This is a genomic window from Streptomyces aculeolatus, from assembly GCF_020400605.1.
Classification (GTDB): domain Bacteria; phylum Actinomycetota; class Actinomycetes; order Streptomycetales; family Streptomycetaceae; genus Streptomyces; species Streptomyces aculeolatus.
Genome location: NZ_JAINRD010000001.1, coordinates 158,925 through 184,272, shown reverse-complemented (window position 1 = coordinate 184,272; position 25,348 = coordinate 158,925). Strand labels below are relative to the sequence as shown.

Here is a 25,348-nt window from a genome sequence, read left to right as displayed (position 1 = left end):
AGGAGAAAAACTTTCCCCTCCGGGGCGAGGTCGGGGCGCAAGCCGCGCGCACTCACCCCGTACACGTCACACTGTAAGTGTCCTCTGGCTGTTGCGTCTGTTACCTGTGGACTATTAGATTTGCTGCATGCACGACGTTCCCGCGCCCGCCGCCACCGACGGGGCCACCCCCGGCGAGCAGCGGCGCCGCACCCGGCGGCGGCACGACCGCGAGATCGTCGCCCTCGCCGTCCCGGCCTTCGGCGCCCTCGTCGCCGAGCCGCTCTTCGTGCTCGCCGACAGCGCCATCGTCGGCCACCTCGGCACCCCGCAGCTCGCCGGGCTCGGTGTCGCCGCCGCCCTCCTCACCACCGCCGTGAGCGTCTTCGTCTTCCTCGCCTACGCCACGACCGCCGCCGTCGCCCGCCGCGTCGGCGCCGGCGACCTGCGCTCCGCGATCCGGCAGGGCGTCGACGGCATCTGGCTCGCCGCGCTGCTCGGCGCGGTGCTCGTCGCCGTCACCGTTCCCACCGCACCCGGCCTCGTCGGCCTGTTCGGCGCGTCCGACACCGCCGCGCCGTACGCCGTCACGTATCTGCGCGTCAGCGCCTTCGGCATCCCCGCGATGCTCGTGGTCTTCGCGGCCACCGGCGTGCTGCGCGGCCTCCAGGACACCCGCACCCCGCTGTACGTCGCCATCGGCGGCTTCACCGCCAACGCCGTGCTGAACGTCGCCCTCGTCTACGGCGCCGGCCTCGGTATCGCCGGCTCCGCCTGGGGCACCGTGCTCGCGCAGTGGGGGATGGCGGCGGTGTACCTGGCCGTCGTCGTACGGGGCGCCCGCCGGCACGGCGCCGCACTGCGCCCGCACCCCGCGGGCATACGGGCCTCCGCGCGCGCCGGGGTGCCCCTGCTGATCCGTACGCTGTCGCTGCGCGCCGTGCTGCTGATCGCGACGGCGGTGGCGGCCGGGCTCGGGGACGAGTCGGTCGCGGCGCACCAGGTGGTGTTGAGCATCTGGTCGCTGCTGGCCTTTGCGCTGGACGCGATAGCCATCGCCGGGCAGGCGATCATCGGCCGGTACCTGGGCGCGGGGGACGTGGACGGCGCGCGGGAGGCGTGCCGGCGGATGGTGCAGTGGGGAGTGGCGACCGGCGTGGTGCTGGGCGCGCTGGTGGTGGCCGCCCGGCCGCTGATCCTGCCGCTGTTCACGGACGACGCGGGGGTGCACGGCGTGCTGCTGCCCGCGCTGCTGGTCGTCGCGGTGACGCAGCCGCTGGCGGGGGTGGTGTTCGTGCTCGACGGGGTGCTCATGGGCGCGGGCGACGGGCCGTATCTCGCCTGGGCGATGCTGCTGACGCTGGCGGTCTTCGCGCCGGTGGCGCTGGCGGTGCCGGCGCTGGGCGGCGGGCTGACGGTGCTGTGGTGGTCGATGGGGCTGATGATGCTGACCCGGCTGGTGACGCTGTGGCTGCGCGCGCGGTCGGGGCGGTGGCTGGTCACGGGCGCCGTCCGGGCGTAGGCGCGCTGCGGGCGTACGCGAACGGGCCGCGCCCCCGCGGGGGCGCGGCCCGTCCCTTGCTCTACCCGTCGCCGAACGGCGTCAGCCGGCCACGACCTCGACGCCGACCCTCGCGTCGACCTCGGGGTGCAGCCGTACGGACACCTGGTGGGCGCCGAGGCTCTTGATCGGCGCGGACAGCTCGATGCGCCGCTTGTCGACGTCCGGGCCGCCGGCCTGCTTGATCGCCGTGGCGATGTCGGCCGGGGTGACGGCGCCGAAGAGGCGGCCGCTGGCGCCGGCGCGCGTGGACAGGCGGACCTGCACGCCCTCCAGCTCCGACTTGACCGCGTTGGCCTGCTCGACCGAGGCGATCTCGCGCAGCTTGCGGCCGCGGCGGATCTGCGCCACGTCCTTCTCCCCGCCACGGGTCCAGCGGATCGCCAGACCGTTGGGGATCAGGTAGTTGCGGGCGTACCCGTCCTTGACCTCGACGACGTCGCCGGCGGCACCGAGGCCGGAGACCTCGCCCTTGAGGATGATCTTCATGCTTTGCTCACCCTCCCAGTCAGCGCGCGGTCGAGGTGTAGGGCAGCAGCGCCATCTCCCGGCTGTTCTTCACGGCCGTGGCGACGTCGCGCTGGTGCTGGGTGCAGTTGCCGGTGACCCGGCGGGCACGGATCTTGCCGCGGTCGGAAATGAACTTCCGCAGCAGGTTCGTGTCCTTGTAGTCGACGTAGGAGATCTTCTCCTTGCAGAAGACGCAAACCTTCTTCTTCGGCTTGCGCGGAGGCGGCTTCGCCATGATGTCTCTTACTCCAGTGTGATCAAGAAGTGTGGTGTACGAGCACGCTCGTCACGCCCCGGGAGTCCCGGGATCAGAACGGGGGCTCGTCCGAGTAACCGCCGCCCTGGCCGCCCTGGCCGCCGCCGGGGTTTCCGCCCCAGCCGCCGCCCTGGCCGCCCTGCTGACCGCCGCCGCCGGACGTCGCCCACGGGTCGCCCTGCGGGCCGCCGCCACCCTGGCCGCCCTGGCCGCCGCCGGGGTTTCCGCCCCAGCCGCCGCCCTGGCCGCCCTGCTGGCCACCGCCACCGCCGCCGCCGAAGCCGCCGCCCTGGCCGCCCCTGCCGGTGGTCTTGGTGACCTTGGCGGTGGCGTACCGGAGCGCGGGGCCGATCTCGTCGACCTCCAGCTCCACCACGGTCCGCTTCTCGCCCTGCTGGGTCTCGTACGAACGCTGGCGGAGCCGGCCCTGGGCAACCACGCGCGTGCCGCGCGTCAGCGACTCGGCGACGTTCTCCGCCGCCTGGCGCCAGATGGACGCGCGGAGGAACAGCGGGTCGCCGTCCTTCCACTCGTTCGTCTGCCGGTCGAACGTCCGGGGCGTCGACGCGATCGTGAAGTTCGCGACGGCCGCGCCGGACGGCGTGAAGCGCAGCTCGGGGTCATCGGTCAGGTTTCCGACGACGGTGATGACGGTCTCGCCTGCCATGTCTTGACCTCTCGCGGTTGCTGCCGGGTGGTGCGGTCTGGCTGTCGTCCGTGCCGACGGTTCAGTCGGTCGGTTCGGTTACTCGTACGCGGCCCGTCCGTGCGGACAGGCCGTACGCGGTCTGCTCGTCGGTTGTCGTCAGTGGATTGCGGGGCGCAGGACCTTGGTCCGCAGCACCGACTCGTTGAGGTTCATCTGCCGGTCGAGCTCCTTGACGACATCGGCCTCGGCCTGGATGTCGATGACCGAGTAGATGCCCTCGGGCTTCTTCTTGATCTCGTAAGCGAGACGACGACGGCCCCAGGTGTCGACCTTCTCCACCTTGCCCTTGGCCTCACGGATCACGGACAGGAAGGACTCGATCAACGGGGAGACTGCACGCTCCTCGAGATCGGGGTCGAGGATGACCATCACCTCGTAGTGACGCATTGTGGAACCCACCTCCTCTGGACTCGGCGGCCACGGTCTCTCCGTGGCAGGAGGTTCTTCATTGCGTCGCAACGGTAGCGCCCGGCACTGACAACCCGCCTCGGCGGCGCCGGATGGGCGCCGGTGCGGCGGGGATGGCCTGGGCAGACTCCGCTACAGACCGTACACAGTACCCGCAGCGGCCCTTCCGGTTGAAATCCGGCCACGATTCCCGGCAATCTGTACACAACGGGTGTGAGCGGCGTCACGCACGACAGAGCCCGCGCCGCCATACGGGCATGGAGGTGCCCTATGCCTCAGGCAGTACAGCCCCCGCAGCGCAACATCGGCCTCTTCGCCAGCGACGGCGAACACCACGTCGCCCAGGACACGCTTCTCGCCATCACGCTCGCCGTCGGCGCCGTCGCGCTCGTCCTCTCCCAGTGGAGGGGTCTGCACGTGCCGGCGACCTGGGCGGGCCTGATCGGGATCGTCACCGGCGCGTGGGCGCAGATGATCTCCGTGACCACCCGGGAGCGGTTCCTGATCCTCCTGGGGCTGGGGGCGTCCGCCCTCGGCTTCTTCCTGGCGATGGCGCGCGGCGGCTTCTACCTCTGATCCCCCGGATCGGTCGTAGGCCGCCGCCGTACACCACCGGCGCTCCCCGAGCCGCGCAGCCTGGCGGCTTGGGGCCTTCCCTCCTGGGGCGAGGCGCGCCCGCAGTAGGCTTCACCCGCGAGAAGCCTGCCGCAGTCGGCAACCCGCCGCAGCACGAGGAGCGCCGCCATGAGCCTGACCCTGCAGCCCATCAGCCGCGAGCAGCATCTGGCGTACATCCGCAGTCTGCCCGCCGCGAGCCACTGCCAGATCCCGGCGTGGGCGGACGTGAAGTCCGAGTGGCGTGCGGAGAACCTGGGCTGGTTCGGGGCCGACGGCCGGCAGGTGGGCGCGGCGCTGGTGCTGTACCGGCAGCTGCCCAAGGTCAAGCGGTATCTGGCGTACCTCCCGGAGGGGCCGGTCATCGACTGGTACGCGCCGAACCTCGACCAGTGGCTCAACCCGATGCTGGCGCACCTGAAGAGCCAGGGCGCGTTCTCCGTGAAGATGGGCCCGCCGGTGATCATCCGCCGCTGGGAGGCGCCGACGATCAAGGCGGGCATCGCCGACCCGGACGTCAAGCGGCTGCGCGACGTGAACGCCGACGTCGTCGAGCCGCAGGCGTTCGAGGTCGCCGAGCGGCTGCGGCGGCTGGGCTGGCAGCAGGGCGAGGACGGCGGTGCGGGCTTCGGCGACGTACAGCCGCGGTACGTCTTCCAGGTGCCGCTGGCGGGGCGGTCCCTGGACGAGGTCTTCAAGGGCTTCAACCAGCTCTGGCGGCGCAACGTGAAGAAGGCCGAGAAGGCCGGCGTCGAGGTGGTGCAGGGCGGTCTGGAGCACTTCGGCGAGTGGCAGCGGCTGTACGAGATCACGGCCGAGCGCGACAAGTTCCGGCCCCGTCCGCAGGGGTACTTCGAGCGCATGTGGAAGGTGCTCAACGCCGAGGAGCCGGGCCGCATGCGGCTGTACTTCGCGCTTCACCAGGGCGAGTGCCTGGCGGCGACGACGATGCTGACGGTGGGCGGGCACGTGTGGTACTCGTACGGTGCCTCCGCCAACCACGGGCGCGAGGTGCGCCCGTCGAACGCCATCCAGTGGCAGATGATGAAGGACGCGCACGCCGCCGGCGCGCACGTGTACGACCTGCGCGGCATCGGCGACGCGCTCGTCGACAGCGACCACCTCTTCGGGCTGATCCAGTTCAAGGTGGGCACGGGCGGGCAGGCGGCCGAATACCTGGGCGAGTGGGACTACCCACTGAATAAGCTGCTCCACAAGGCTCTCGACATCTACATGTCCCGCCGCTGACCACGGCGACTTGCGCGTGAAGCAGCGGACTTGCGCGTGAAGGAGAGGGCCCCCGACACCGCGAAGGAAGGTACACCGACCGCCATGCCGCTCACGCTCTACGTCGATTCCGCGCGGTGGCGCGCACACCAGCAGCACATCCTGGAGCAGTTCCCCGGACTCGTCCCCGTCTGCAAGGGCAACGGCTACGGCTTCGGCCACGAGCGCCTGGCCGCCGAGGCCGCCCGGCTGGGGACGGGCCCGCTCGCGGTGGGCACGGTGTACGAGGCGGCGCGGGCGCGCGACTTCGTCAGCGGCGACCTGCTGGTCCTCACCCCGTACCAGCTCACCGAGGAGCCCGTACCGCTGCCGACGCGGGTGATCCGCACCGTCGCGTCGGTGGACGCGGTGGGGCGGCTCGTCGGGGCCCGGATCGTCATCGAGGTGATGAGCTCGATGCGGCGGCACGGGGTGACCGAGGAGGAGCTGCCGAAGCTGGCCTCGCTGCTCTCGGACGTGACCCTGGAGGGTTTCGCGATCCACCTGCCGCTGGACCGCACGGACGGCACCAGCGCGGTGGACGAGGTCATCGCGTGGATGGACCGGCTGCGCGCGGCGCGGCTGCCGCTGCACACGATGTACGTCAGCCATCTGCGGGCGGACGAGTTCGAGCAGTTGCAGCGGCAGTTCCCGCAGACGCGCTTCCGGGCGCGTATCGGGACCCGGCTGTGGCTGGGCGACCACGACGCGACGCAGTACCGGGGCACGGTGCTGGACGTCACGCGCGTGGCGAAGGGCGACCGCTTCGGCTACCGGCAGCAGAAGGTGTCGGGCGACGGCCACCTGGTGGTGGTCGCCGGCGGCACGTCGCAGGGCGTGGGGCTGGAGGCGCCGAAGGCGATGCACGGGCTGGCGCCGCGGGCGAAGGGCGTGGCGCGGGCGGGGCTGGCGACGGTGAACCGCAACCTGTCGCCGTTCGTGTGGGAGGGCAAGCAGCGCTGGTTCGCGGAGCCGCCGCACATGCAGGTGTCGATCCTGTACCTGCCGGCGGAGACGTCGGCGCCGGTGCAGGGGGACGAGATGGTCGCGCACCTGCGGCACACGACGACGCAGCCCGACCGGGTGGTGGAGCGCTAGGCCCTGTCGGCCGCCTACCACGCGGTACGCAGCACCGAGGAACGTACGAAGGGCCCGGAGCCGCGGCTCCGGGCCCTCGCCCGTGTCCGGGGCCGGTGATCCCGCTGACCAACCGCTCGGAATGCCCGGTCGGACGCCGGATGCCGTCACTCGATGGGGGACACCCGGCCCGGCTTCGCGCCGCGTTCGGCCCCCCACCGCACCCGTAGCGCGCCCGCCCCGCCGGCGGCCTCCGGGACGCCCGCCGCGTGCCGCCCATGGCCGGCCGCGGCGAGCACCCGCGCGTCCGGCGCCCGGTCCAGGACGCCGCCGCCCGGATCGTCGTCGCCGAGGCGGCGTACGGGATCGCGGTCCGGCATCACGATGTCCCGTACGACCACCGCGCACAGGTACAGCGTGCCGATGAGATGCGCGGCGATGGCCACGTGGTAGCCGTCCGGCGGCAGGCCCTTGGCGTCGTCGCCGCCGTTGGTGTAGGCGAGGTACAGCCAGATGCCCAGGTAGTACGCGACCTCGCAGCCCTGCCAGATGAGGAAGTCGCGCCAGCGCGGCCGGGCGAGCGCCGCGAGCGGGATGAGCCACAGCACGTACTGCGGCGAGTAGACCTTGTTGGTGACGATGAACAGCGCCACGACCAGGAACGCGAGTTGCGCGAAGCGCGGGCGGCGCGGCGCGGTGAGCGCGAGGGCGCCGATGCCGAGGCAGCCGAGGAGCATCAGGCCCGTGGCGTAGACGTTGGCGTCGTCCAGAGGCTCGCCGGAGCGCTGGGAGATGATCAGCCAGAACGAGCCGAAGTCGACGCCCCGTTCCTGGCTGAAGGTGTAGAACTTCGCCCAGCCGTCCGGTGCCCCGATCATCACGGGCAGGTTGACGGCCAGCCAGGCGCCGGCCGCGGCGGCGGTCGCGGTGCCGAACTGCCGTAGCCGTCCGGCGCGCAGACAGAGCAGCAGCAGGGGCCACAGCAGCAGCACTGGGTACAGCTTGGCGGCGGTGGCCAGGCCCAGGAGCACGCCGGCGGCGGCGGGGCGGCTGCGGGACCAGGCGAGCATCGCGGCGGCGGTGAGGGCGACGGCGAGCAGGTCCCAGTTGATCGTGGCGGTGAGCGCGAGCGCGGGGGCGAGGGCGACGAGGAGCCCGTCCCAGGGTCGTCGGCGGTGCGTACGGGCGACGCAGACGGCGACGATCGCGACGCAGGCCATCAGCATGCCGGCGTTGACGAGCCAGTAGACCTGCTCGCGGTGCACGAGGTCGTCGCCGCCGGGGGTGAGCCAGGAGGCGACCTCCATGAACAGCCCGGTCAGGACCGGGTACTCCAGGTACTCCATGCCGCCCGAGGTCGCCGGCGGGATGCGGTCGAAGTACGGCGTGAGGTCGTCGGCGAAGCCGCGGCCCTGGTAGAGGTGCGGGATGTCGGAGTAGCAGGCGCGGGTGTACTGCGCGTTGGCGCCGGAGAACCAGGCGCCGTCGTAGCACGGGTACTTCTGCACCATGCCGAGCGCAAACATCCCGATCGCCACGAGTGCGATCACCCGCACCGGTGTCCACCAGGAGCCGCCGGGCAGCGACCGGCGGCCCAGCGGTCCGCCGAGGACCTCGCTGCCGCGGGCGGCGATCTCGTCGTGCCGGGTGGGGGCGACGGGCGGCTCGTCCGGCGCCCCGGCGGCGGCCGGCCGCCGGGCCGGGTCGTGGTCCACGCTCGTCATGGGGTCATCCTGCCGTACGGGGGCGGGGCGCCGGCGGGCGTACGGGCACGCGCCGGTGAAGCGGGCCGACCCCGGCCGCGTAGAGGCGACCGGGGCCGGGGGAGGGCTTGCGGGGTGTGGCCGCCCGCCGCGCCGGAGCCGCTCAGGGCACGTCGGCCGGGAAGCGGGGCGCGGGGGCGGCCGTCATGGGATCAGTCCGCCGCCGTCGTCGCCGCCGTTCGATCCCCCGTTGCCGTTGCCGCCGCCGGGTTGGCCGCCGGTGGTCGTCTCCCCGGTCGTCTCTCCGGTGGTCGTCTCCCCGGTGGTCGTCTCCCCGGTCGTCGTCTCCCCGGTCGTCTCGCCGCCGTCGTCGCCGCCGTTCGTCGCGCCGCCGGTCTGGCACTCCAGGTCCCACGGCTCGCAGGTCTGGCTGGGCGGGGGCGAGGTCGAGGGCGGCGGGCTGCTGGTCGGGTCGTCCGGCTCCTCGGTGGGCTCGCTCTCGGTCGGCTCGGGGTCGATCGACGACTGGGTCGGCGAGGGGACGCCGCCGCCGTCGACGATCTCGCCCAGCTCGCCGGGCTCCGGGAACTCCATGACCTTCTCGCCCTCCAGGGCGGCCCTCATGTAGTTGGTCCAGATCTCGGTCGGGATCTGGCCACCGTGGATGGAGTCGAAGCCGCCGGTTCCGTTCATGGACAGCAGTTCCTGCTTGTCGCTGCGCGGGTCGGTCCGGAAGAGGGTGACCGCCGTGGAGAGCTGCGGGGTGTAGCCGACCCACCAGGCGGACTTGTTCTTGTCCGTGGTACCGGTCTTGCCCGCCGCGGGCCGGTCGAGGTCGCGCGCCGCGACGCCGGTGCCGGAGCCGTACTCGCCGAACTCGCCCTCGATGACGTTCTCCTTCATCACCTTCGTGACGGTGTCGGCGACGTCCGAGTCGATGCCCCGCTTGGTGGGGTGGTCCTGGTACCCGTCCAGCTCCTTGCCGTCCTTGACCACCTTCGTCACGGAGTACGGCTCGATGTGCTCGCCGGAGGCGGCGAACGTGCCGTACGCGCTGGCCATGCGGATGGCGCTGGGGGTCGAGGTGCCGATGGAGAACGAGGCGTTGTTGTTCGGGTCCATCGAGTCCTCGAGGATGCCGAGGTTCTCGGCGGTCTCGCGGATGTTGTCCAGTCCCACGTCGATGCCGAGCTGGACGTACGGGGTGTTGATGGACAGCCCGGTGGCCATGTTCAGGTCGACGTATCCGTAGCTCTGGTCGGCCTCGTTGACCTGCCGGAAGTCCTCGCCTCCCGGTCCGGGCATCGGGTCGCCGTTCTGGTCCCGAATAATGATCTTGTTGTTGCCGTTGTACTTGCTCTCCGGCGAGATCGGCTGCCCCTCGCTGCGGTACGTGCCGTTCTCGAAGGCGGAGGCGAGGACGAACGGCTTCCAGGTGGACCCGACGGGGACGCCGAGGGTGTCCGCGTTGTTGGTGAAGTGGTCCTTGTCGAAGCCCTCGCCGCCGTAGAGGGCGACGATCTCCCCCGACGTCGGGTCGACGGAGGCCCCGCCGAACTGGACGTACTTGTCCTTGTCCCGCTTCTTCGGGTCGAGGTACTCCTTGCGGGCGTCGTCGACCGCCTCCTCCATCTGCGCGACCTTCTTCTTGTCGAAGGTCGTGTAGATCCGGTAGCCGCCGCGCTCCAGCTCCTCCTTGGTGATGTTGGAGGTCTTCAGCACGTATCTGTTGGCCGTCTCGATGAGATAGCCCTTCTGCCCCGTCAGGCCCGCGCTGGGGTTGTACTTCTCGATCTTGGGGAACTTGTCGAACTTGGCCCGCGCGGCGGGCGACATCATCTTCTCGCCGTTCTCCATCTCGACCTCGGTCTGCCGGTCGAGGATCCACTCCCAGCGCTCCATGGCGCGCTTGCGGTTGTCGTCGGGCGACGCGCCCGGGACGGAGCCGCCCTGGGGGTCGTAGAGGTCCGGGCCCTTGAGGACGGCGGCGAGGAAGGCGGACTGGTCGGGCTTGAGGTTCTCGGCGTCGACGCGGAAGTACGCCTGGGCCGCGGCCTGGATGCCGTAGGCGCCGCGGCCGTAGTACGCGGTGTTGAGGTAGCCGGCGAGGATCTCGTTCTTGTCGACCTTCGCGCCGACCTTGATGGAGATGAACAGCTCCTGCACCTTGCGGGAGATGGTCTGCGACTGGTCGTCGAGCCGGGCGTTCTTGACGTACTGCTGGGTGATGGTCGAACCGCTCTGGGTGGAGCCGCCGGCGGCCATGTTGAACATGGCGCGGATGATGCCCTTGGGGTCGATCCCGGGGTCGGAGTAGAAGGTGGCGTTCTCCGCGGCGATGACCGCGTTCTGCATCTCCATCGGGATGTCTTCCAGATCGACGATCTGGCGGTTCCGCTCGCCGCCGTACGTCGCCATCTGGGTGCCGTCGGACCAGTAGTAGACGTTGTTCTGGGCGCGGGCGGCGGCGGCGACGTCGGGGACGCTCACCAGCATGTAGCCGAGGAAGAACAGGCCGACGAGCAGCCCGATGCCGGCCACGCACATCCCCATGACCTGCTTCCAGGAGGGGAGCCAGCGGCGCAGGCCGGTGTGGTTGGAGCGGGGGTAGTCGATGAACCGCTTCCGCGGCGGCGGCTCGGGGCGGCGCCGGCGGCGCGGTCCCTCGTAGCCGCCGGCGGCGGAGTGGCTGCGGCCGTGTCCGGCTGCGCCGGCCGCCGCTCCTGCCGCGGCACCCGCGCCGGCGCCCGCGCCCGCGCCGTAGCCGGCGTTCGGGCCGGGGGCTCTGCGCCGGCCGCCACCGCCACCTCCGCCGGCGGCGCGGCGGCCGACAGGGTTGCCTCCGTCCGCGCCGGGCGTCCCGCGGCGGCCGGAGTGCGCGCCGTGACGGCCTCCTCCGCGGCCGCTGTTGGGCGGCTTGCGACGGTGCTCGCTCATGAAGGGACTACTCCTCGAACAGGTGGCATCGCCTGTCGGCGTCTTCTGTCAGCCGGTCCCCCCGATGCACGACCGGTTCTCTGTCCTCTGGCAACCAGCCGCACTGTACCGAGGACGAAGACGTCCGGCTGCGGCTCCCGGTTCCCTTCAGACAGCATGCGGAACAGAGTACGCACCGGCGTTGCCCGCTTTGCGCCGGGTATTACGCGCTATACCGGACACTTCGGCGCGCCCGGTCAAGCCGATGTGACGCCGTTCACAACACCCTCACTTGCCGCTGCCCGAGCCCCGTTCTATCGTCGAGATGTATCGAGTCGATACATCAGCACGACACATCGGCGCGACACATCGACTCGACACAACCAGAGCGGGACATCCGCGGCACGGGAGGAGGCGGCGATGAGCAGGCGCTCAGGCATCCTGGAATTCGCCGTCCTCGGCCTGCTCCGCGAGTCCCCCATGCACGGTTACGAGCTGCGCAAGCGGCTCAACAGCTCGCTGGGGGTGTTCCGCGCGTTCAGCTACGGCAGCCTCTATCCCTGTCTGAAGACGCTCGTCGCACAGGGATGGCTGACGGAGGAGACCGCTCCCGCACCGCAGGACGGTCCCGCCGTACCGCTGGCGGGCCGGCGCGCCAAGATCGTCTACCGGCTGACGGCCGAGGGCAAGGAGCGCTTCGAGGAGCTGCTCGCCCAGACCGGGCCCGAGGCGTGGGAGGACGAGCACTTCGGCGTCCGCTTCGCCTTCTTCGGCCAGACGTCGCGTGACGTACGGGTCCGGGTGCTCGAAGGCCGGCGCAGCCGGCTGGAGGAGCGCCTGGACAAGATGCGCACGTCGCTCGCCCGCACGCGCGAGCGACTCGACGACTACACCCTGGAGCTGCAACGGCACGGGATGGAGTCGGTCGAGCGCGAGGTGCGCTGGCTCACCGAGCTGATCGAGAGCGAACGGGCGGGGCGCGACGAGCGCCCTTCGGGGAACGCCGGTTCAGCAGAGACGGGCGGCCTGCCCCGTGACCGGGACAGCACCCGGCCGGATCCGTCCGACGACACCGCCAACTGAGGCCCTGCCCTGGCACGGCCTCAACGAAGAACAGGGAGCAACCGTCAATGGGTTCGGTACGTGTAGCCATCGTCGGCGTGGGCAACTGCGCCGCGTCCCTCGTGCAGGGCGTCGAGTTCTACAAGGACGCCGCCCCGGGCAGCCGGGTGCCCGGGCTGATGCACGTCCAGTTCGGCGACTACCACGTCCGTGACGTCGAGTTCGTCGCGGCGTTCGACGTCGACGCCAAGAAGGTGGGCCTCGACCTCGCCGACGCCATCGGGGCGAGTGAGAACAACACCATCAAGATCTGCGATGTGCCCAGCAGCGGCGTGACCGTGCAGCGGGGCCACACGCTCGACGGCCTCGGGCGCTACTACCGCGAGACGATCGAGGAGTCCGCCGAGGAGCCCGTCGACGTCGCGCAGGTGCTGCGGGACCGGCAGGTCGACGTGCTGGTCTGCTACCTGCCGGTGGGCTCCGAGGACGCCGCCAAGTTCTACGCGCAGTGCGCCATCGACGCCGGCGTGGGCTTCGTCAACGCGCTCCCGGTGTTCATCGCGGGCACCAAGGAGTGGGCGGACAAGTTCACCGAGGCGGGCGTGCCGATCGTCGGCGACGACATCAAGTCGCAGGTCGGCGCCACCATCACGCACCGCGTCATGGCCAAGCTCTTCGAGGACCGGGGCGTCATCCTGGACCGTACGATGCAGCTCAACGTCGGCGGCAACATGGACTTCAAGAACATGCTGGAGCGCGACCGGCTGGAGTCCAAGAAGATCTCGAAGACCCAGGCCGTCACCTCCCAGATCCCCGACCGCGACCTGGGCGAGCACAACGTGCACATCGGCCCGTCGGACTACGTCGCCTGGCTGGACGACCGCAAGTGGGCGTACGTGCGTCTGGAGGGCCGCGCCTTCGGCGAGGTGCCGCTCAACCTGGAGTACAAGCTGGAGGTCTGGGACTCGCCGAACTCCGCGGGCATCATCATCGACGCGCTGCGCGCGGCGAAGATCGCCAAGGACCGCGGCATCGGCGGCCCGGTGCTCTCGGCGTCCTCGTACTTCATGAAGTCCCCGCCCGTGCAGTACTTCGACGACGAGGCGCGGGAGAGCGTGGAGAAGTTCATCCGCGGCGAAATCGAGCGCTGAGCGCCGCACCACCGTCACGACTCGCCGTCTTCAGGGGCCCCGGGCTGCAGCCCGGGGCCCCTGGGCATGTGATGCTGAGCGCCATGCCCGTTGTCCGCGACCTCCGCAGCCTGCTGCGGCTGCACGGCTTCCGCCGGCTGCTGGCCGTACGACTGCTCTCCCAGGGCGCCGACGGCGTCTACCAGGTGGCGCTCGCCGCGTACGTGGTCTTCTCCCCCGAGCGGCAGACCTCACCGGCCGCCATCGCCTCCGCGATGGCCGTGCTGCTCCTGCCGTACTCGATCGTCGGCCCCTTCGCCGGTGTGCTGCTGGACCGCTGGCGGCGCCGGCAGGTGCTGCTGTACGGGAACCTGCTGCGCGCCGTCTTCGCCGCGGGCACGGCGGCGCTGCTGCTGGCCGGGGTGCCGGACTGGCTGTTCTATCTCTCCGCGCTCTCCGTCACCGCGGTCAACCGCTTCGTGCTGTCCGGGCTCTCCGCCGCGCTGCCGCGGGTGGTGGACACCGAGGAGCAGCTCGTGGTCGGCAACTCGCTGTCGCCGACCGCGGGCACGCTCGCCGCCACGGCCGGCGGGGGCGTCGCCTTCCTCGTCGGCCTGGCCGGGCCGGAGGGCGGCACGGCGGACGCGATGACCGTGCTGGTCGGTTCGGGGCTGTACCTCTGCGCGGCGCTGGCGTCGCTGCGGATGGCGCCGGGGGCACTGGGGCCGGACCCTGAGCTGGTGCTGCCGCGGATAGCGGCTGCGGTCGCCAGCACCGCGCGGGGGCTCGTCGCGGGCGTACGGCACCTGCGTGAGCGGCGCGAGGCGGCACAGGCGCTGTCCGCCATGGGCCTGATGCGCTTCTGCTTCGGCGCGCTGACCGTGATGCTGCTGATGCTGTGCCGCTACGCCTGGTCCGACGGCGAGGACGACGGCATGGCGCTGCTCGGTGTGGCCGTCGGCCTGTCGGGGCTGGGGTTCTTCGTCGCGGCGGTGGTGACGCCGTCGCTGGTGACGCGGCTGGGGCGGACCGGCTGGATGACGCTGTGCGCGGCTCTGGCCGCGGTGCTGACGCCGCTGCTGGCACTCTCGTTCGCGCGGGGGCCGATGCTGGTCGCCGCGTTCGTCCTCGGGGTCACGACCCAGGGCGTGAAGATCACGACGGACACAGTGGTGCAGTCGTCGGTGGACGACGCCTACCGCGGCCGGGTCTTCTCCCTCTACGACATGCTCTTCAACGTGGCCTTCGTGGGCGCCGCGGCGGCCGCGGCGGCGCTGCTGCCGAAGGACGGGCGCTCGGCCCTCCTTGTGGTGGGCGTCTCGGTGATCTTCGCGGGCATCGCCTTGTCGATGTTTCACGTGAAACACGCGCCGGCCGAGGAAGGGCCGCCGGCGGCACTGGAGGGCGGGGCCGGCGGCGAGCCGCATGTTTCACGTGAAACGTGACGCCCGCGCCCGGCGCGGCCGTGGTCGTGGCGCCGTGGCGCCCGTCTCCGTACGCCGCCGGGCTTCGGGGCCGTAGAACCTGGGCGGACACCCTAGGCGGGCGGAGCCTGCTCCGCCCACCACGCGCGCAGGGCCTCGACCGCCGCCTCGTGCTCCATGGGGCCGTGCTCCAGCCGCAGCTCCAGCATGTGGCGGTACGCGCCGCCCACCGCCGGCCCGGGGCCGATGCCCAGGATCTTCATGATCTCGTTGCCGTCGAGGTCCGGACGGATCGCGTCCAGCTCCTCCTGCGCCTGGAGGCGGACGATGCGCTCCTCCAGCCCGTCGTACGCGCGCTGCAGGGCGAGCGCCTTGCGCTTGTTGCGCGTCGTGCAGTCGGAGCGGGTGAGCTTGTGCAGCCGGTCCAGCAGCGGCCCGGCGTCGCGCACGTAGCGGCGCACGGCGGAGTCCGTCCACTCCCCGGTCCCGTAGCCGTGGAAGCGCAAATGCAGCTCGACCAGCCGGGAGACGTCCTTGATCTGGTCGTTGGGGTACTTCAGCTTCGTCATCCGGGCCTTGGTCATCTTCGCGCCCACCACCTCGTGGTGGTGGAAGGAGACCCGGCCGTCCTTCTCGAAGCGGCGCGTGCGCGGCTTGCCGATGTCGTGGAGCAGCGCCGCGAGCCGGAGGACCAGGTCGGGGCCGTTCTCCTCCAGCGCGATGGCCTGCTCCAGCACGATCAGGGAGTGCTCGTAGACGTCCTTGTGCCGGTGGTGCTCGTCGCGCTCCAGCCGCAGCGCGGGCAGCTCCGGCAGTACGTGGCCGGCCAGGCCGGTGTCGACGAGCAGATGCAGCCCCAGACGCGGGCGGGGGGCGAGCAGCAGCTTGTTCAGCTCGTCCCTCACCCGCTCGGCGGACACGATTTCGATCCGCGCCGCCATGTCGGTCATCGCCGCGACGACCTCGGGCGCCACCTCGAAGCCGAGCTGAGCCGCGAACCGCGCCGCCCGCATCATGCGCAGCGGGTCGTCGCCGAAGGACTCCTGCGGGGTGCCGGGGGTGCGCAGGACCCGGGCCGCGAGGTCGTCCAGTCCGCCGTGCGGGTCGACGAACTCCTTCTCCGGCAGCGCGACGGCCATCGCGTTGACCGTGAAGTCCCGCCGGACGAGGTCCTCTTCGATGGAATCGCCGTACGACACCTCGGGCTTGCGCGACGTGCGGTCGTACGCCTCGGAGCGGTACGTGGTGATCTCGATCTGCAGATCGCCCTTGCGGCAGCCGACGGTGCCGAACGCGATGCCGACCTCCCACACCGCGTCGGCCCACGGCCGGACGATGTCGAGCACCCGCTCCGGGCGGGCGTCGGTGGTGAAGTCGAGGTCGTTGCCGAGCCGGCCGAGCAGCGCGTCCCGTACGGAGCCGCCTACGAGTGCCAGCCGGGCGCCGGCGTCCTGGAAGCGGTGCGCCAGGTCGTCGGCGACGGGGGAGACGCGCAGCAGTTCGCTGACGGCGCTGCGCTGGGCACGGCTGAGCGTGGCCTGCTGGGTTCGGTGGTCTTCACGGGCATTCGGCACAACAGAACAGGGTACGGCCCGCGCGCCGCGGGACCGCAACTGGCCACCCTCCGCGGCATCTCCGTACGGCCCCGGTGCCGATCACGTGGGAGAGGGCCGGGAGGTTGACGCGGTCCCCGCCACCCGGCGTCCCGTACCTCGTTACCATCGGGGTCCAAGGCAGGCGGCACAAGGCCGCGGGCCGGGCACGAGGACAACGAGGACGGGCGAGCGCGTGGCCGAGCTGGCACATTTGACCGGGTCCCCGGGCGGCCCCCCCGCCCGTCCCCCGGCCCACCGGCGGCTGCTGACCGCCCTGCTGCTCGTGGCGCTGCTGCTGCCGGCCGCACTCGCGCAGGTGCCCGCGGCCGGCGAGGCCCATGCGCAGCCGTCCGGCTCGCGCTCGGTGAACGTCTCCGTGGACTATCTGAACCCCTCCGTCCCCTCCGGCGGGGACGACCTCACGGTCTCCGGGAAGGTCACGAACAAGACCGACGCCAAGATCACCGACCCGCACGTCTCCCTGCGCCTCAGCGGGCCGCTGACGAGCCGCAGCGAGGTCACCCAGGCCACGGAGCGCACGGGCTGGCTCTCGGAGTACGACGGGGCGGAGATCGACGGCCCCGGCACCGAGGAGCTGAAGACCCTGGCCCCCGGCATGACCCGGGACTTCAGCATGACGATCCCCGTGAACCGGCTGCCGCTGGACGACCCCGGCGTCTACCAGCTCGCCGTCTCCTTCAGCGGGACCTCCGCCGAGGCCGGCTACGAGCAGGTCCTCGGCATCGAGCACACCTTCCTGCCCTGGCAGCCCGACGACCTGTCGACCAAGACCCGGCTCACCTTCGTCTGGCCCGTCATCGCCACCCCGCAGCTCACCGCGCGCACCGAGCCGGACGAGCAGCAGACGCCGGTGCTCGCCAGCGACCGCCTGCTGGAGCAGATGGAGCCCGGCGGCAGGCTGCAGCAGATGGTCGCGCTCGGCGAGGAGCTGCCCGTGACGTGGGTCATCGACCCGGAGCTGCTGGCCACGGCGTCCGCCATGACGGAGGCGTACAACGTGGTGGGTGAGGACGGCGAGACGGTCCCCGGCAAGGGCCAGAAGATCGCCGAGCAGTGGCTGGCCGACCTGCAGAGTGCCGTGAAGGGCCGCGAGGTCGTCGCGCTGCCCTTCGGCGACCCCGACCTGGCCTCCATCGCCCACCGCGGCCGCAAGGTCTCCGGCACCCTCGACCAGCTCGGCGACGCCACCACTCTGGCCCGTACGACCGTGGAGTCGGAGCTGCACGTCGAGCCGGAGACCGACCTCGCCTGGCCCGCGGAGGGCGCCATCGACAAGCGCATCGTCGGCGTCGCGGGTGCGGCCGGCGCGCAGTGGATCCTCGCCCGCAGCGACAGCATGCGCGAGAGCGGCCTGACATACACGCCCACCGCCGCCCGCCCCATCGGCGGCGGCCGGACGGCGCTGGTGGCCGACGCGCAGCTCTCCCGGGCCTTCGAGGGCGACATGAGCCGGGCGGAGACGTTCTCCCTGTCCATCCAGGAGTTCCTCGCCCAGACGCTCGTGACGACGCTCCAGCAGCCGAACCTGCAGCGGAGCATCGTCGTCGCCCCGCAGCGCACGCCGACGCTCGGCCAGGCGCAGGCGATGGCGGAGGCGCTCGGCGACCTGGACACCAGCACCTGGTTGACGCCGCTGAACCTCAGCAGCGCCGCGGTGGAGCCGGCGGACCCGAGCGCCAACCGGACCGTGCCGGGGACGGGCGCGTACCCGAAGAAGCTGCGGAAGCAGGAGATCCCCCGCGAGGCGTTCGACCGGATCCTCGCCACCCGGCAGCAGCTCGACGACTTCTCCGAGATCCTCGACCGGAGCCGGCGGGTCATCGTCCCCTTCGGCAACGCGCTGCTGCGTGAGATGTCCACGCAGTGGCGGGGGCGCAAGGCGGAGGCGGAGTCGTTCCGCCGCGGGGTGCAGGACTACCTCCAGGACCTCACCTCGGAGGTGCAGCTCATCGACAAGTCGGACCTCACGTTGTCCGGCAACAGCGGCACGATCCCGGTGACCGTGCAGAACAACCTGGTGCAGAACGTCCGCGGGCTGGAGCTGCGGCTGACGTCGGACGTGCCCAGCCGGCTGCGGATCGAGGAGGAGACGCAGTCCATCGAGGTGGCGGGCGGCCACAGCACCTCGGTGAAGTTCGAGGCGTCCGCGCGGGCCAGCGGTCCGGTGAACATCACCGCCCAGCTCTTCACGAAGGACGGGAAGCCCTTCGGCGCGGAGAAGACCTTCAAGGTGGAGGTGACGTCCATCACCTCCACGGTGCTGCTCGTCATCGGCGCAGGGATCCTGCTGCTGGTCCTCGCCGGGGTACGCATGTACTCGCAGCGCAAGCGCGCCGCCCGGACGGCGGATGCGGGCGAAGGCACCGACGGGAACGGGGAAGAGAACGGAAACGGGGACGGGGGCGGCGGCACCGGCGGTGCCGGCAGCCCGGAAGACACGGCGGATGCCGGTAGCGACGGCGATACCGGGGAAGCCGACAAGGAGGCACACGGAACGCACCTCACCGGGGGCGACCGCGCCGACGACACCGACACGGAAAGCGGTGCCCGGTCCGGTGCCAGTGAGAGAGTGGAGCGGTGAGAGCGATCAGGCCGTTTTCAGGCCGGCCATGACCCTTGTGGGGTGTCGATGAACGCGCCGTACGACGGTGACCGCAGTCAGGGCACCGGCGATCCCGCGAACCTGCCGCCCGCCGGGTCCCCGCCTCCGCCTGCCCACCAGCAGCCCCCGGCCGACCAGCAGAACGCCGACCCGTACGCGCACGACCCGTACGCGCAGGGCGGTCAGGACCCGTACGCGCCGTACCCGCAGGAGCACTACGCCCCGCCGGCCGCCGACCCGTACGGGCAGGGCGGCCACTACGCGCACCCCGGCACGCCCGACCCCTACGCCCAGCACGCGCCCCAGGCCCACCCCGCGACCCCGGACCCGTACGCACAGCCCGGCCAGCACTCACAGCACGGTCAGCAGGGCCAGCACGCACAGCAGCCGCCCCACTACGGGCAGCCGCAGCCCCCGCAGCACGGCGGGCCCGCGCAGCAGGGCCACCCCGGCCAGTACGGCCGGCCCGCGCCCGACCCGTACGGCACGCCGGGGCAGGACCCGTATGCCCAGCACGCCGACCCGTACGCCGCCGGCCCCCAGGCCCCCGCCCCGCAAGGGCCGCCGCAGGACCCCCGCTCCCCGTACCAGCAGGGGGCGCCCGGGGCCCCGCACTATCCGCAGCAGCCGCACCACCCCCAGGGCGGGCAGCAGCAGTCCCCCCACGCCGATCCCCGGAACCCGTACGGCCAGGCCGCCGCCGCCCAGCCCGGGGCCCATCCGGGGCCGCCCTACCCCCAGGACCCGTACCTCCAGGACGCCTACGCGCCCGACCCGTACCAGCAGCGCGCCGACCCCCTCGGCGACGCGCTCTACGACCACGCCGCCCACCCCCCGCCGCCCCCCGGCAGCCAGCCCCCCGCGCAGCAGCCGTACCAGCAGCCGGCCTCCCCGCACTACCGCCCGGACCCGCGCCAGTGGGCGGACCCGCCCGCGCCCGAGCCCGACGGCCCCACGCGGCACCTGCGCTACGGCGACCAGACCACGCAGTTCATGGGCGTCGACGACCTCGTCACCGGGGCCGGCCAGCAGGCGCAGCCGGAGCCGGACGCCTTCGCCCACCTCTTCCGCGACCAGCGCGCCCCGCAGCCGCCGCCGACGGGCGCCCAGCCGCAGCCCGCGGCGCCCGCGCCCGTACCGCCGCAGCGCCGCGGCGGCCGGGTTGCGAGCCTGGCCCGCTCCAGCGCGGTCATGGCGGCCGGCACCCTCGTCTCGCGCATCACCGGCTTCCTGCGCACGCTGGTGATCTCCGCGGCCCTGGGTGTCGCGGTCCTCGGCGACACCTACACCGTCGCGTACACGCTGCCGACGATGATCTACATCCTCACCATCGGCGGCGGCCTCAACTCCGTCTTCGTCCCGCAGCTCGTCCGCGCGATGAAGAACGACCCCGACGGCGGCATCGCCTATGCCAACCGGCTGCTGACCCTCGTCTCGGTCATCCTCGGCGGGATGGTCCTCGTCGCGGTGTTCGCCGCCCCGCTGCTCATCCGCGCGATGTCGGTGAAGATCGCCGACAACCCGCAGTCCAACGAGGTCGCGATCACCTTCGCGCAGTACTGCCTGCCCACCATCTTCTTCATGGGCATCCACGTCGTGATGGGGCAGATCCTCAACGCGCGCGGCAGCTTCGGCCCGATGATGTGGACCCCCGTCCTCAACAACATCGTCATCATCGCCACCTTCGGCCTCTTCCTGTGGGTCTACGGCACCTCCGACTCCTCGGCGATGGACGAGAGCACCATCCCGGCGGAGGGCGTGCGGCTCCTCGGCGTCGGCACGCTGCTGGGCCTCGTGGTGCAGTCGCTGGCGATGATCCCGTATCTGCGGCAGACGGGCTTCAGGATCCGGCCGCGCTTCGACTGGAAGGGCCACGGCCTCGGCAAGGCGGCCAAGCTCGCCAAGTGGACGTTCCTCTTCGTCCTCGCCAACCAGGCCGGCATGCTCGTCGTCACGCAGCTCGCCACCTGGGCCGGCGAGTCCGCCTCCGAGGTGGGCCACGACGGCACCGGCATCATGGCCTTCCAGAACGCGCTGCTGATCTGGCAGATGCCGCAGGCGATCATCACCGTGTCGGTGATGGCCGCGATGCTGCCGCGCATCTCGCGGGCCGCCGCCGACGGCGACCCCAACGCGGTGCGCGACGACATCTCGCACGGCCTGCGCACCTCGGCCGTGGCCATCGTGCCGATCTCCTTCGCGCTCGTCGCGCTCGGCATCCCGATGTGCACGCTGCTGTTCGCGGCGGTCGGCAGCGACGCCGCCTCCTCGATCGGGTACGTCCTGATGGCCTTCGGCCTCGGGCTGATTCCCTTCTCGGTGCAGTACGTCGTGCTCCGCGGGTTCTACGCCTACGAGGACACCCGCACGCCGTTCTACAACACGCTGATCGTCGCCGCGGTCTTCGCGGCCGGCTCGGCGATCGCCTTCGTCCTGCTGCCCGACCGGCACGCAGTCATCGGCATGGCCGCCACCTACGGCGTCGCGTACACCGTCGGCGTCGGCGTCGCCTGGCGGCGGCTGAAGCAGCGGATGGGGACCAACGACCTGGACGGCGCCCACGTCGTCCGCACGTACGCCCGCCTCGTCGGCGCCAGCATCCCGGCGGCGCTCGGCGGCGGCGCCGCCGCGTGGGCCGTGACGGACAAGCTCGGCAGCGGCGTCACCGGCTCCCTCGCGGCGCTCGTCGCCGGCTCGGTCGTCCTCGGCGCGATCTTCTATGTCGCGGCCCGGCGGATGCGGATCCAGGAGCTGAACGCGATGATGGGGATGGTCCGCGGCCGCCTCGGCCGGTAACCGGGGGCACAACCTTCCGTCATCGCCGTGTGTCGAGGATGACGTGAGGCTGTGGGCACAATTGTCATGGCGCGGCTGCACGGCACGAGAGTTGGGGAGGCAGGAACGGCGGTGGCGGAACGGAGCACGGCAGCCGTCGACGGCTCGGCGGCGAACCGCAGCGATGCGGCCGACACGACGGACGCGACGGAAACGGAAGATCCAACCGGCGCTGCGGAGACCCCCGCTGCCGAGGCCCCTGCCACGGCAGCCCCCGACTCCGGCGCCGAGGACGCCGGCGATACGGAACCTGCCGGGACGGAAGCCGGCGATGCGGAACCCGCCGCCGAGGCTCCGGCGGCCGACGCCGCGGAGGCCGACGCCCCGGCCGCGGAGCCGGCCGCACCCACGACCACGCGCCGAGCGGGCGTCCCTGCCGCCGAGATGCACAGCGGCCACAAACTCGCCGAGCGCTACCGCCTGGAGGAGTGCGTCACCCGGCTCGACGGCTTCAGCAGCTGGCGCGCGGTCGACGAGAAGCTGCGCCGCGCCGTCGGCGTCCACGTCCTGGCCGCCGGGCACGACCACGCCGAGGCGGTCCTCGACGCCGCCCGCGCCGCGGCTCTCATCGGCGACCCGCGCTTCGTCCAGGTCCTCGACGCCGTCGAGGAGAACAACGTCGTCTACGTGGTCCACGAATGGCTCCCCGACGCCACCGAGTTGTCGACGCTGCTCGCCGGCGGCGCGCCGATGGAGCCGCACGAGGCGTACGAACTCGTCACGCAGGTCTCCCAGGCGCTGGCCGCCGCCCACCGCAAGGACCTGGCGCACCTGAGGCTCACGCCGTCCGCCGTGCTGCGGACCGGCAGCGGGCAGTGGCGCATCCGCGGGCTGTCCGTGCACGCGGCGCTGTACGGCACGGAGGCGGACGACCCGCAGCGCACCGACACCGAGGCCGTCGGCGCCCTGCTGTACGCCGCCCTGACGGGCCGCTGGCCGTACGAGGGCGACGCCTACGGGCTCGCCGGGCTCCCCAAGCACGTCGGCCTCATCGCGCCGGACCAGGTGCGTGCGGGGGTGCACCGCGGGCTGTCGGAGCTGGCCATGCGCGCGCTCGCGGCCGGCTCCCCCGCCGCCGCGGCGCACCCGCGGCCGTGCACGTCGCCCGCCGAGCTGAGCGCCGCGTGCGCCGAGCTGCCCCGCATCCGCCCTCCGGAGCCGCAGTACCCGCGGCCCGCGCCGTTCCAGCAGACGACGTACCAGCAGGGCTACGCGCAGAGCGGCGGCGGCCGCCCCGGCGGGCCCGCCGCGCGCCCGGCCGGCGCCATGCCGCCGCCCGCTCCGCCCACGCTGCCGGGACGGACCGGGAAGGCCGTGAAGTGGTGCGTGTCCGTGCTGCTGATCGTCGCGCTCGCCCTGGGCAGCTGGCAGCTCGCCGACGCCCTCATCAACCACGACGGCCGGAGTGGCGACACCGGCAACTCCGCCGCGCAGCCCGGTGGTGGCGGAGGCTCCGGCGGCCGCGGGGGCGGCAAGCCGGTGGAGATCGAGAGCGCCACGGATTTCGACCCGTACGGCACCGGCAGCGAGTCCCCGAGCAGCGTCCCCGCCGCCTACGACGCCGACCCGTCGAGCTACTGGGAGACCAAGTGGTACACGAGCGAGGTCTTCGGGAACCTCAAGGAGGGCGTCGGGCTGGTCCTGGACCTCGGTGAGCCGAAGCGCGTCGGCAGCGTCGAGGTGTCCCTCATCGGCGACAGCAAGCTGACCGCCATGGCCACCCCGCAGGACACGGCGTCGATGCCGACGGACCTGTCCGGCTTCGAGGAATTCGATGCGGCGGACGGCACCAATCTGACGCTCAAGCCCACCAAGCCGGTCGTCACCCAGTACGTTCTGCTGTGGCTCACGGAGATTCCCCCGTCGAACGAGGGCAACTTCCGTGGCAAGATCTCCGACATCCAGATTCGGAGCTGAGCGGGCAGCACTCGACCGGGGGGAGGGGTCGGCGTTGGAGAACGCCAGCGGCGACATGGACGACCGCACACTCCTCGCCCGGCATGTCTCCGGCGAGGACCCGCACGCCTTCGCCGAGATCGTCAGACGCCACCGGGACCGGCTGTGGGCCGTGGCCCTCCGTACCCTCGGCGACCGCGAGGAGGCGGCGGACGCGGTGCAGGACGCGCTGCTGTCGGCGTTCCGCGCGGCGCACACCTTCCGCGGGCAGTCCGCCGTCACCACCTGGCTGCACCGCATCACCGTGAACGCCTGCCTGGACCGCGCTCGTAAGGCCGCCAGCCGCCGCGCGGCACCGGTCGGGGATACCGAACACTTCGAGCAGCTGCTGGAGCCGGAGGAGTCCGCTGAGGCGCCCGCGGAGCGGGAGGACACCGGTCGTGAGCTACGTGAGGCGCTGGCGACCCTGCCCGTGGAGCAGCGTGCCGCCCTGGTGCTCGTGGACATGGCGGGCTATCCCGTCGCGGAGGCGGCCGACATCCTCGGCGTTCCCGCGGGTACCGTGAAGAGCCGTTGCGCCCGCGGTCGCGCCCGCCTCCTTCCTCTCGTACGTCATCTGCGGCTGTCCGCGGCCGGCTCCGGAACGGGAGGACGGAACCCGGCGCAGGGGACATCCGTCCCACCGACGGCAGAGCAGAACGACGTACGTGCGGCGAAGGGCGGAGGTGAGAAGTCGTGACGCAGATCCCGCAGCCCTCCGGCTCCGACGACGGGCACCCGGAGGTCGAGGAACTGGCCGACCTCTCCGAAGGCCTGACGTCCCCCGCGCGCAGCCAGCAGCTCCACCGCCATCTCGACGAGTGCGCCACCTGCCGCGAGATTCAGGAGGCCCTCGACGGCGTACGCGGCCTCCTCGGCACCCTCCCGGATCCGGGGCCGATGCCCGCCGAGATCGCCGGGCGCATCGACGCCGCCCTGGCGGCCGAGGCGCGCTACGACGCGGACGGCTCGGCCGTCGATGTTTCACGTGAAACCGCGCCGCCCGCGACCCACGTGCCCGGTCCGCGCGAGGCCGTTTCACGTGAAACACGTGCCGCCCGCTCGCACCGCCGGCCCGCGGGTCACCGCGCGGCGGACGCCACCGGCCCCGGCCGGCGCGCCCGGCGCTGGCCCCGCGTGCTCCTCGGCGCCGCGGGGGCGGTCGCGATCGTCGCGCTGAGCCTCGTGCTCGTCCAGCTCCCGACGGGCGACGGAGACGACAGCGGAGCCTCGGAGACGTCCGCCGTCCAGGACAACGCTCAGGGGAGCGCCGAGGAGAACGCCCCGAAGGCAGTCCCGAGCGACGCCTCCCGGGGGCCGCTGAGCCCCGGCACCCTGGAGTCCCGGGTGCTCGGCATGCTCCAGCAGCCGGAGCGGCGGGAGTCCGGTGACGCCGGCGAAGGCACGGCCGACGCCGGTGACGATCCGTTCGTCGCCGAAGGCGACGCCCCCCAGGTGCCCACATGCGTACGGGCCGCCGTCAACCGCTCCGACGCGCCCCTGGCGGCCGAGAAGGACACGTACGAGGGAACACCCGTGTACGTCGTCGTGCTGCCGCACACCGGCGACCCACAGCGAGTGGACGCCTACGTGGTGGATTCGTCCTGTGCGGGCTCCCCGGACCAGCCGGGCAAGATCCTGCACCGCGACACCTTCCAGCGACCCTGAGCCGCGCCCAACCACCCAAGGGAATGTCCGGCCCGTAGGATCCGTTGGGTGGGGAGAGAGGGACAGGACGCAAGCG

General features: G+C 72.1%; 19 protein-coding genes. 12 read left to right on the top strand and 7 right to left on the bottom strand.

Going from position 1 to position 25,348, the window contains the following annotated elements; translation table 11 throughout:
* Positions 1-127 precede the first annotated feature (127 nt).
* Positions 128-1,501, top strand: a complete 1,374-nt coding sequence (locus tag LG396_RS00635; protein ID WP_225793139.1) for an MATE family efflux transporter — start codon at positions 128-130, stop codon at positions 1,499-1,501.
* An 81-nt stretch (positions 1,502-1,582) separates the two neighbouring features.
* Here LG396_RS00635 and rplI read toward each other — a convergent pair whose 3' ends face one another.
* The 4 genes from rplI to rpsF all read right to left on the bottom strand — a co-directional run bounded on the left by rplI (position 1,583) and on the right by rpsF (position 3,402).
* Positions 1,583-2,029 (bottom strand): 50S ribosomal protein L9, encoded by a 447-nt coding sequence (gene rplI / locus LG396_RS00630; protein ID WP_037747961.1) that lies wholly within the window; start codon positions 2,027-2,029, stop codon positions 1,583-1,585.
* A 19-nt stretch (positions 2,030-2,048) separates the two neighbouring features.
* A complete protein-coding gene (rpsR, locus tag LG396_RS00625) occupies positions 2,049-2,285 on the bottom strand; it encodes a 30S ribosomal protein S18 (protein ID WP_018838794.1) in 237 nt (78 codons plus the stop codon).
* A gap of 73 nt (positions 2,286-2,358) precedes the next feature.
* On the bottom strand, positions 2,359-2,973 hold the full coding sequence (locus LG396_RS00620; protein WP_018838795.1) for a single-stranded DNA-binding protein: 615 nt from the start codon (positions 2,971-2,973) through the stop codon (positions 2,359-2,361).
* A 138-nt stretch (positions 2,974-3,111) separates the two neighbouring features.
* Positions 3,112-3,402: a 30S ribosomal protein S6 gene (gene rpsF, locus LG396_RS00615; RefSeq protein ID WP_018838796.1), complete on the bottom strand. Its 291-nt coding sequence runs from the start codon at positions 3,400-3,402 to the stop codon at positions 3,112-3,114.
* A 291-nt stretch (positions 3,403-3,693) separates the two neighbouring features.
* Between rpsF and LG396_RS00610 the strand changes: the two genes are divergently transcribed.
* The 3 genes from LG396_RS00610 to LG396_RS00600 all read left to right on the top strand — a co-directional run bounded on the left by LG396_RS00610 (position 3,694) and on the right by LG396_RS00600 (position 6,402).
* Positions 3,694-3,999, top strand: coding sequence for a hypothetical protein (locus LG396_RS00610; RefSeq protein WP_018838797.1), 306 nt, complete (start codon positions 3,694-3,696; stop codon positions 3,997-3,999).
* 168 nt (positions 4,000-4,167) lie between these two features.
* A complete protein-coding gene (locus tag LG396_RS00605) occupies positions 4,168-5,286 on the top strand; it encodes a lipid II:glycine glycyltransferase FemX (protein ID WP_018838798.1) in 1,119 nt (372 codons plus the stop codon).
* Between the two features lie 84 nt (positions 5,287-5,370).
* Positions 5,371-6,402, top strand: coding sequence for an alanine racemase (locus LG396_RS00600; RefSeq protein WP_018841083.1), 1,032 nt, complete (start codon positions 5,371-5,373; stop codon positions 6,400-6,402).
* Between the two features lie 146 nt (positions 6,403-6,548).
* Here LG396_RS00600 and LG396_RS00595 read toward each other — a convergent pair whose 3' ends face one another.
* On the bottom strand, positions 6,549-8,105 hold the full coding sequence (locus LG396_RS00595) for a glycosyltransferase family 87 protein (protein WP_225793138.1): 1,557 nt from the start codon (positions 8,103-8,105) through the stop codon (positions 6,549-6,551).
* Positions 8,106-8,288: 183 nt separating this feature from the next.
* Positions 8,289-11,021 carry a transglycosylase domain-containing protein gene (locus LG396_RS00590; RefSeq protein ID WP_225793137.1) on the bottom strand — a complete coding sequence of 911 codons (2,733 nt, stop codon included), beginning with the start codon at positions 11,019-11,021 and terminating at the stop codon, positions 8,289-8,291.
* Between the two features lie 399 nt (positions 11,022-11,420).
* Between LG396_RS00590 and LG396_RS00585 the strand changes: the two genes are divergently transcribed.
* The 3 genes from LG396_RS00585 (at position 11,421) to LG396_RS00575 (ending at position 14,637) form a co-directional block, all read left to right on the top strand.
* A complete protein-coding gene (locus LG396_RS00585; protein ID WP_225793136.1) occupies positions 11,421-12,083 on the top strand; it encodes a PadR family transcriptional regulator in 663 nt (220 codons plus the stop codon).
* Positions 12,084-12,130: 47 nt separating this feature from the next.
* Positions 12,131-13,213, top strand: coding sequence for an inositol-3-phosphate synthase (locus tag LG396_RS00580; protein ID WP_018838803.1), 1,083 nt, complete (start codon positions 12,131-12,133; stop codon positions 13,211-13,213).
* A gap of 83 nt (positions 13,214-13,296) precedes the next feature.
* Entirely contained in the window at positions 13,297-14,637 is a 1,341-nt protein-coding gene (locus tag LG396_RS00575) for an MFS transporter (protein WP_225793135.1), read from the top strand.
* Between the two features lie 92 nt (positions 14,638-14,729).
* Here the strand turns inward: LG396_RS00575 and LG396_RS00570 are convergent, their stop codons facing one another.
* Complete coding sequence (locus tag LG396_RS00570; protein ID WP_225793134.1) at positions 14,730-16,190, bottom strand: CCA tRNA nucleotidyltransferase; 1,461 nt, start codon at positions 16,188-16,190, stop codon at positions 14,730-14,732.
* A gap of 232 nt (positions 16,191-16,422) precedes the next feature.
* On the opposite strand from LG396_RS00570, the gene LG396_RS00565 reads away from it, so the two are divergent.
* From LG396_RS00565 to LG396_RS00545, 5 genes are all read left to right on the top strand, one after another.
* Complete coding sequence (locus tag LG396_RS00565) at positions 16,423-18,813, top strand: DUF6049 family protein (protein WP_225793607.1); 2,391 nt, start codon at positions 16,423-16,425, stop codon at positions 18,811-18,813.
* A gap of 48 nt (positions 18,814-18,861) precedes the next feature.
* On the top strand, positions 18,862-21,630 hold the full coding sequence (murJ, locus tag LG396_RS00560) for a murein biosynthesis integral membrane protein MurJ (protein WP_225793606.1): 2,769 nt from the start codon (positions 18,862-18,864) through the stop codon (positions 21,628-21,630).
* A gap of 111 nt (positions 21,631-21,741) precedes the next feature.
* Entirely contained in the window at positions 21,742-23,586 is a 1,845-nt protein-coding gene (locus LG396_RS00555) for a protein kinase family protein (RefSeq protein WP_225793133.1), read from the top strand.
* Positions 23,587-23,620: 34 nt separating this feature from the next.
* Entirely contained in the window at positions 23,621-24,304 is a 684-nt protein-coding gene (gene sigM / locus LG396_RS00550; RefSeq protein WP_018838809.1) for an RNA polymerase sigma factor SigM, read from the top strand.
* Positions 24,301-25,272, top strand: coding sequence for an anti-sigma factor family protein (locus LG396_RS00545; protein ID WP_225793132.1), 972 nt, complete (start codon positions 24,301-24,303; stop codon positions 25,270-25,272). The genes sigM and LG396_RS00545 overlap by 4 nt, the downstream gene beginning before the upstream one ends.
* The last annotated feature ends 76 nt before the right edge of the window (positions 25,273-25,348 follow it).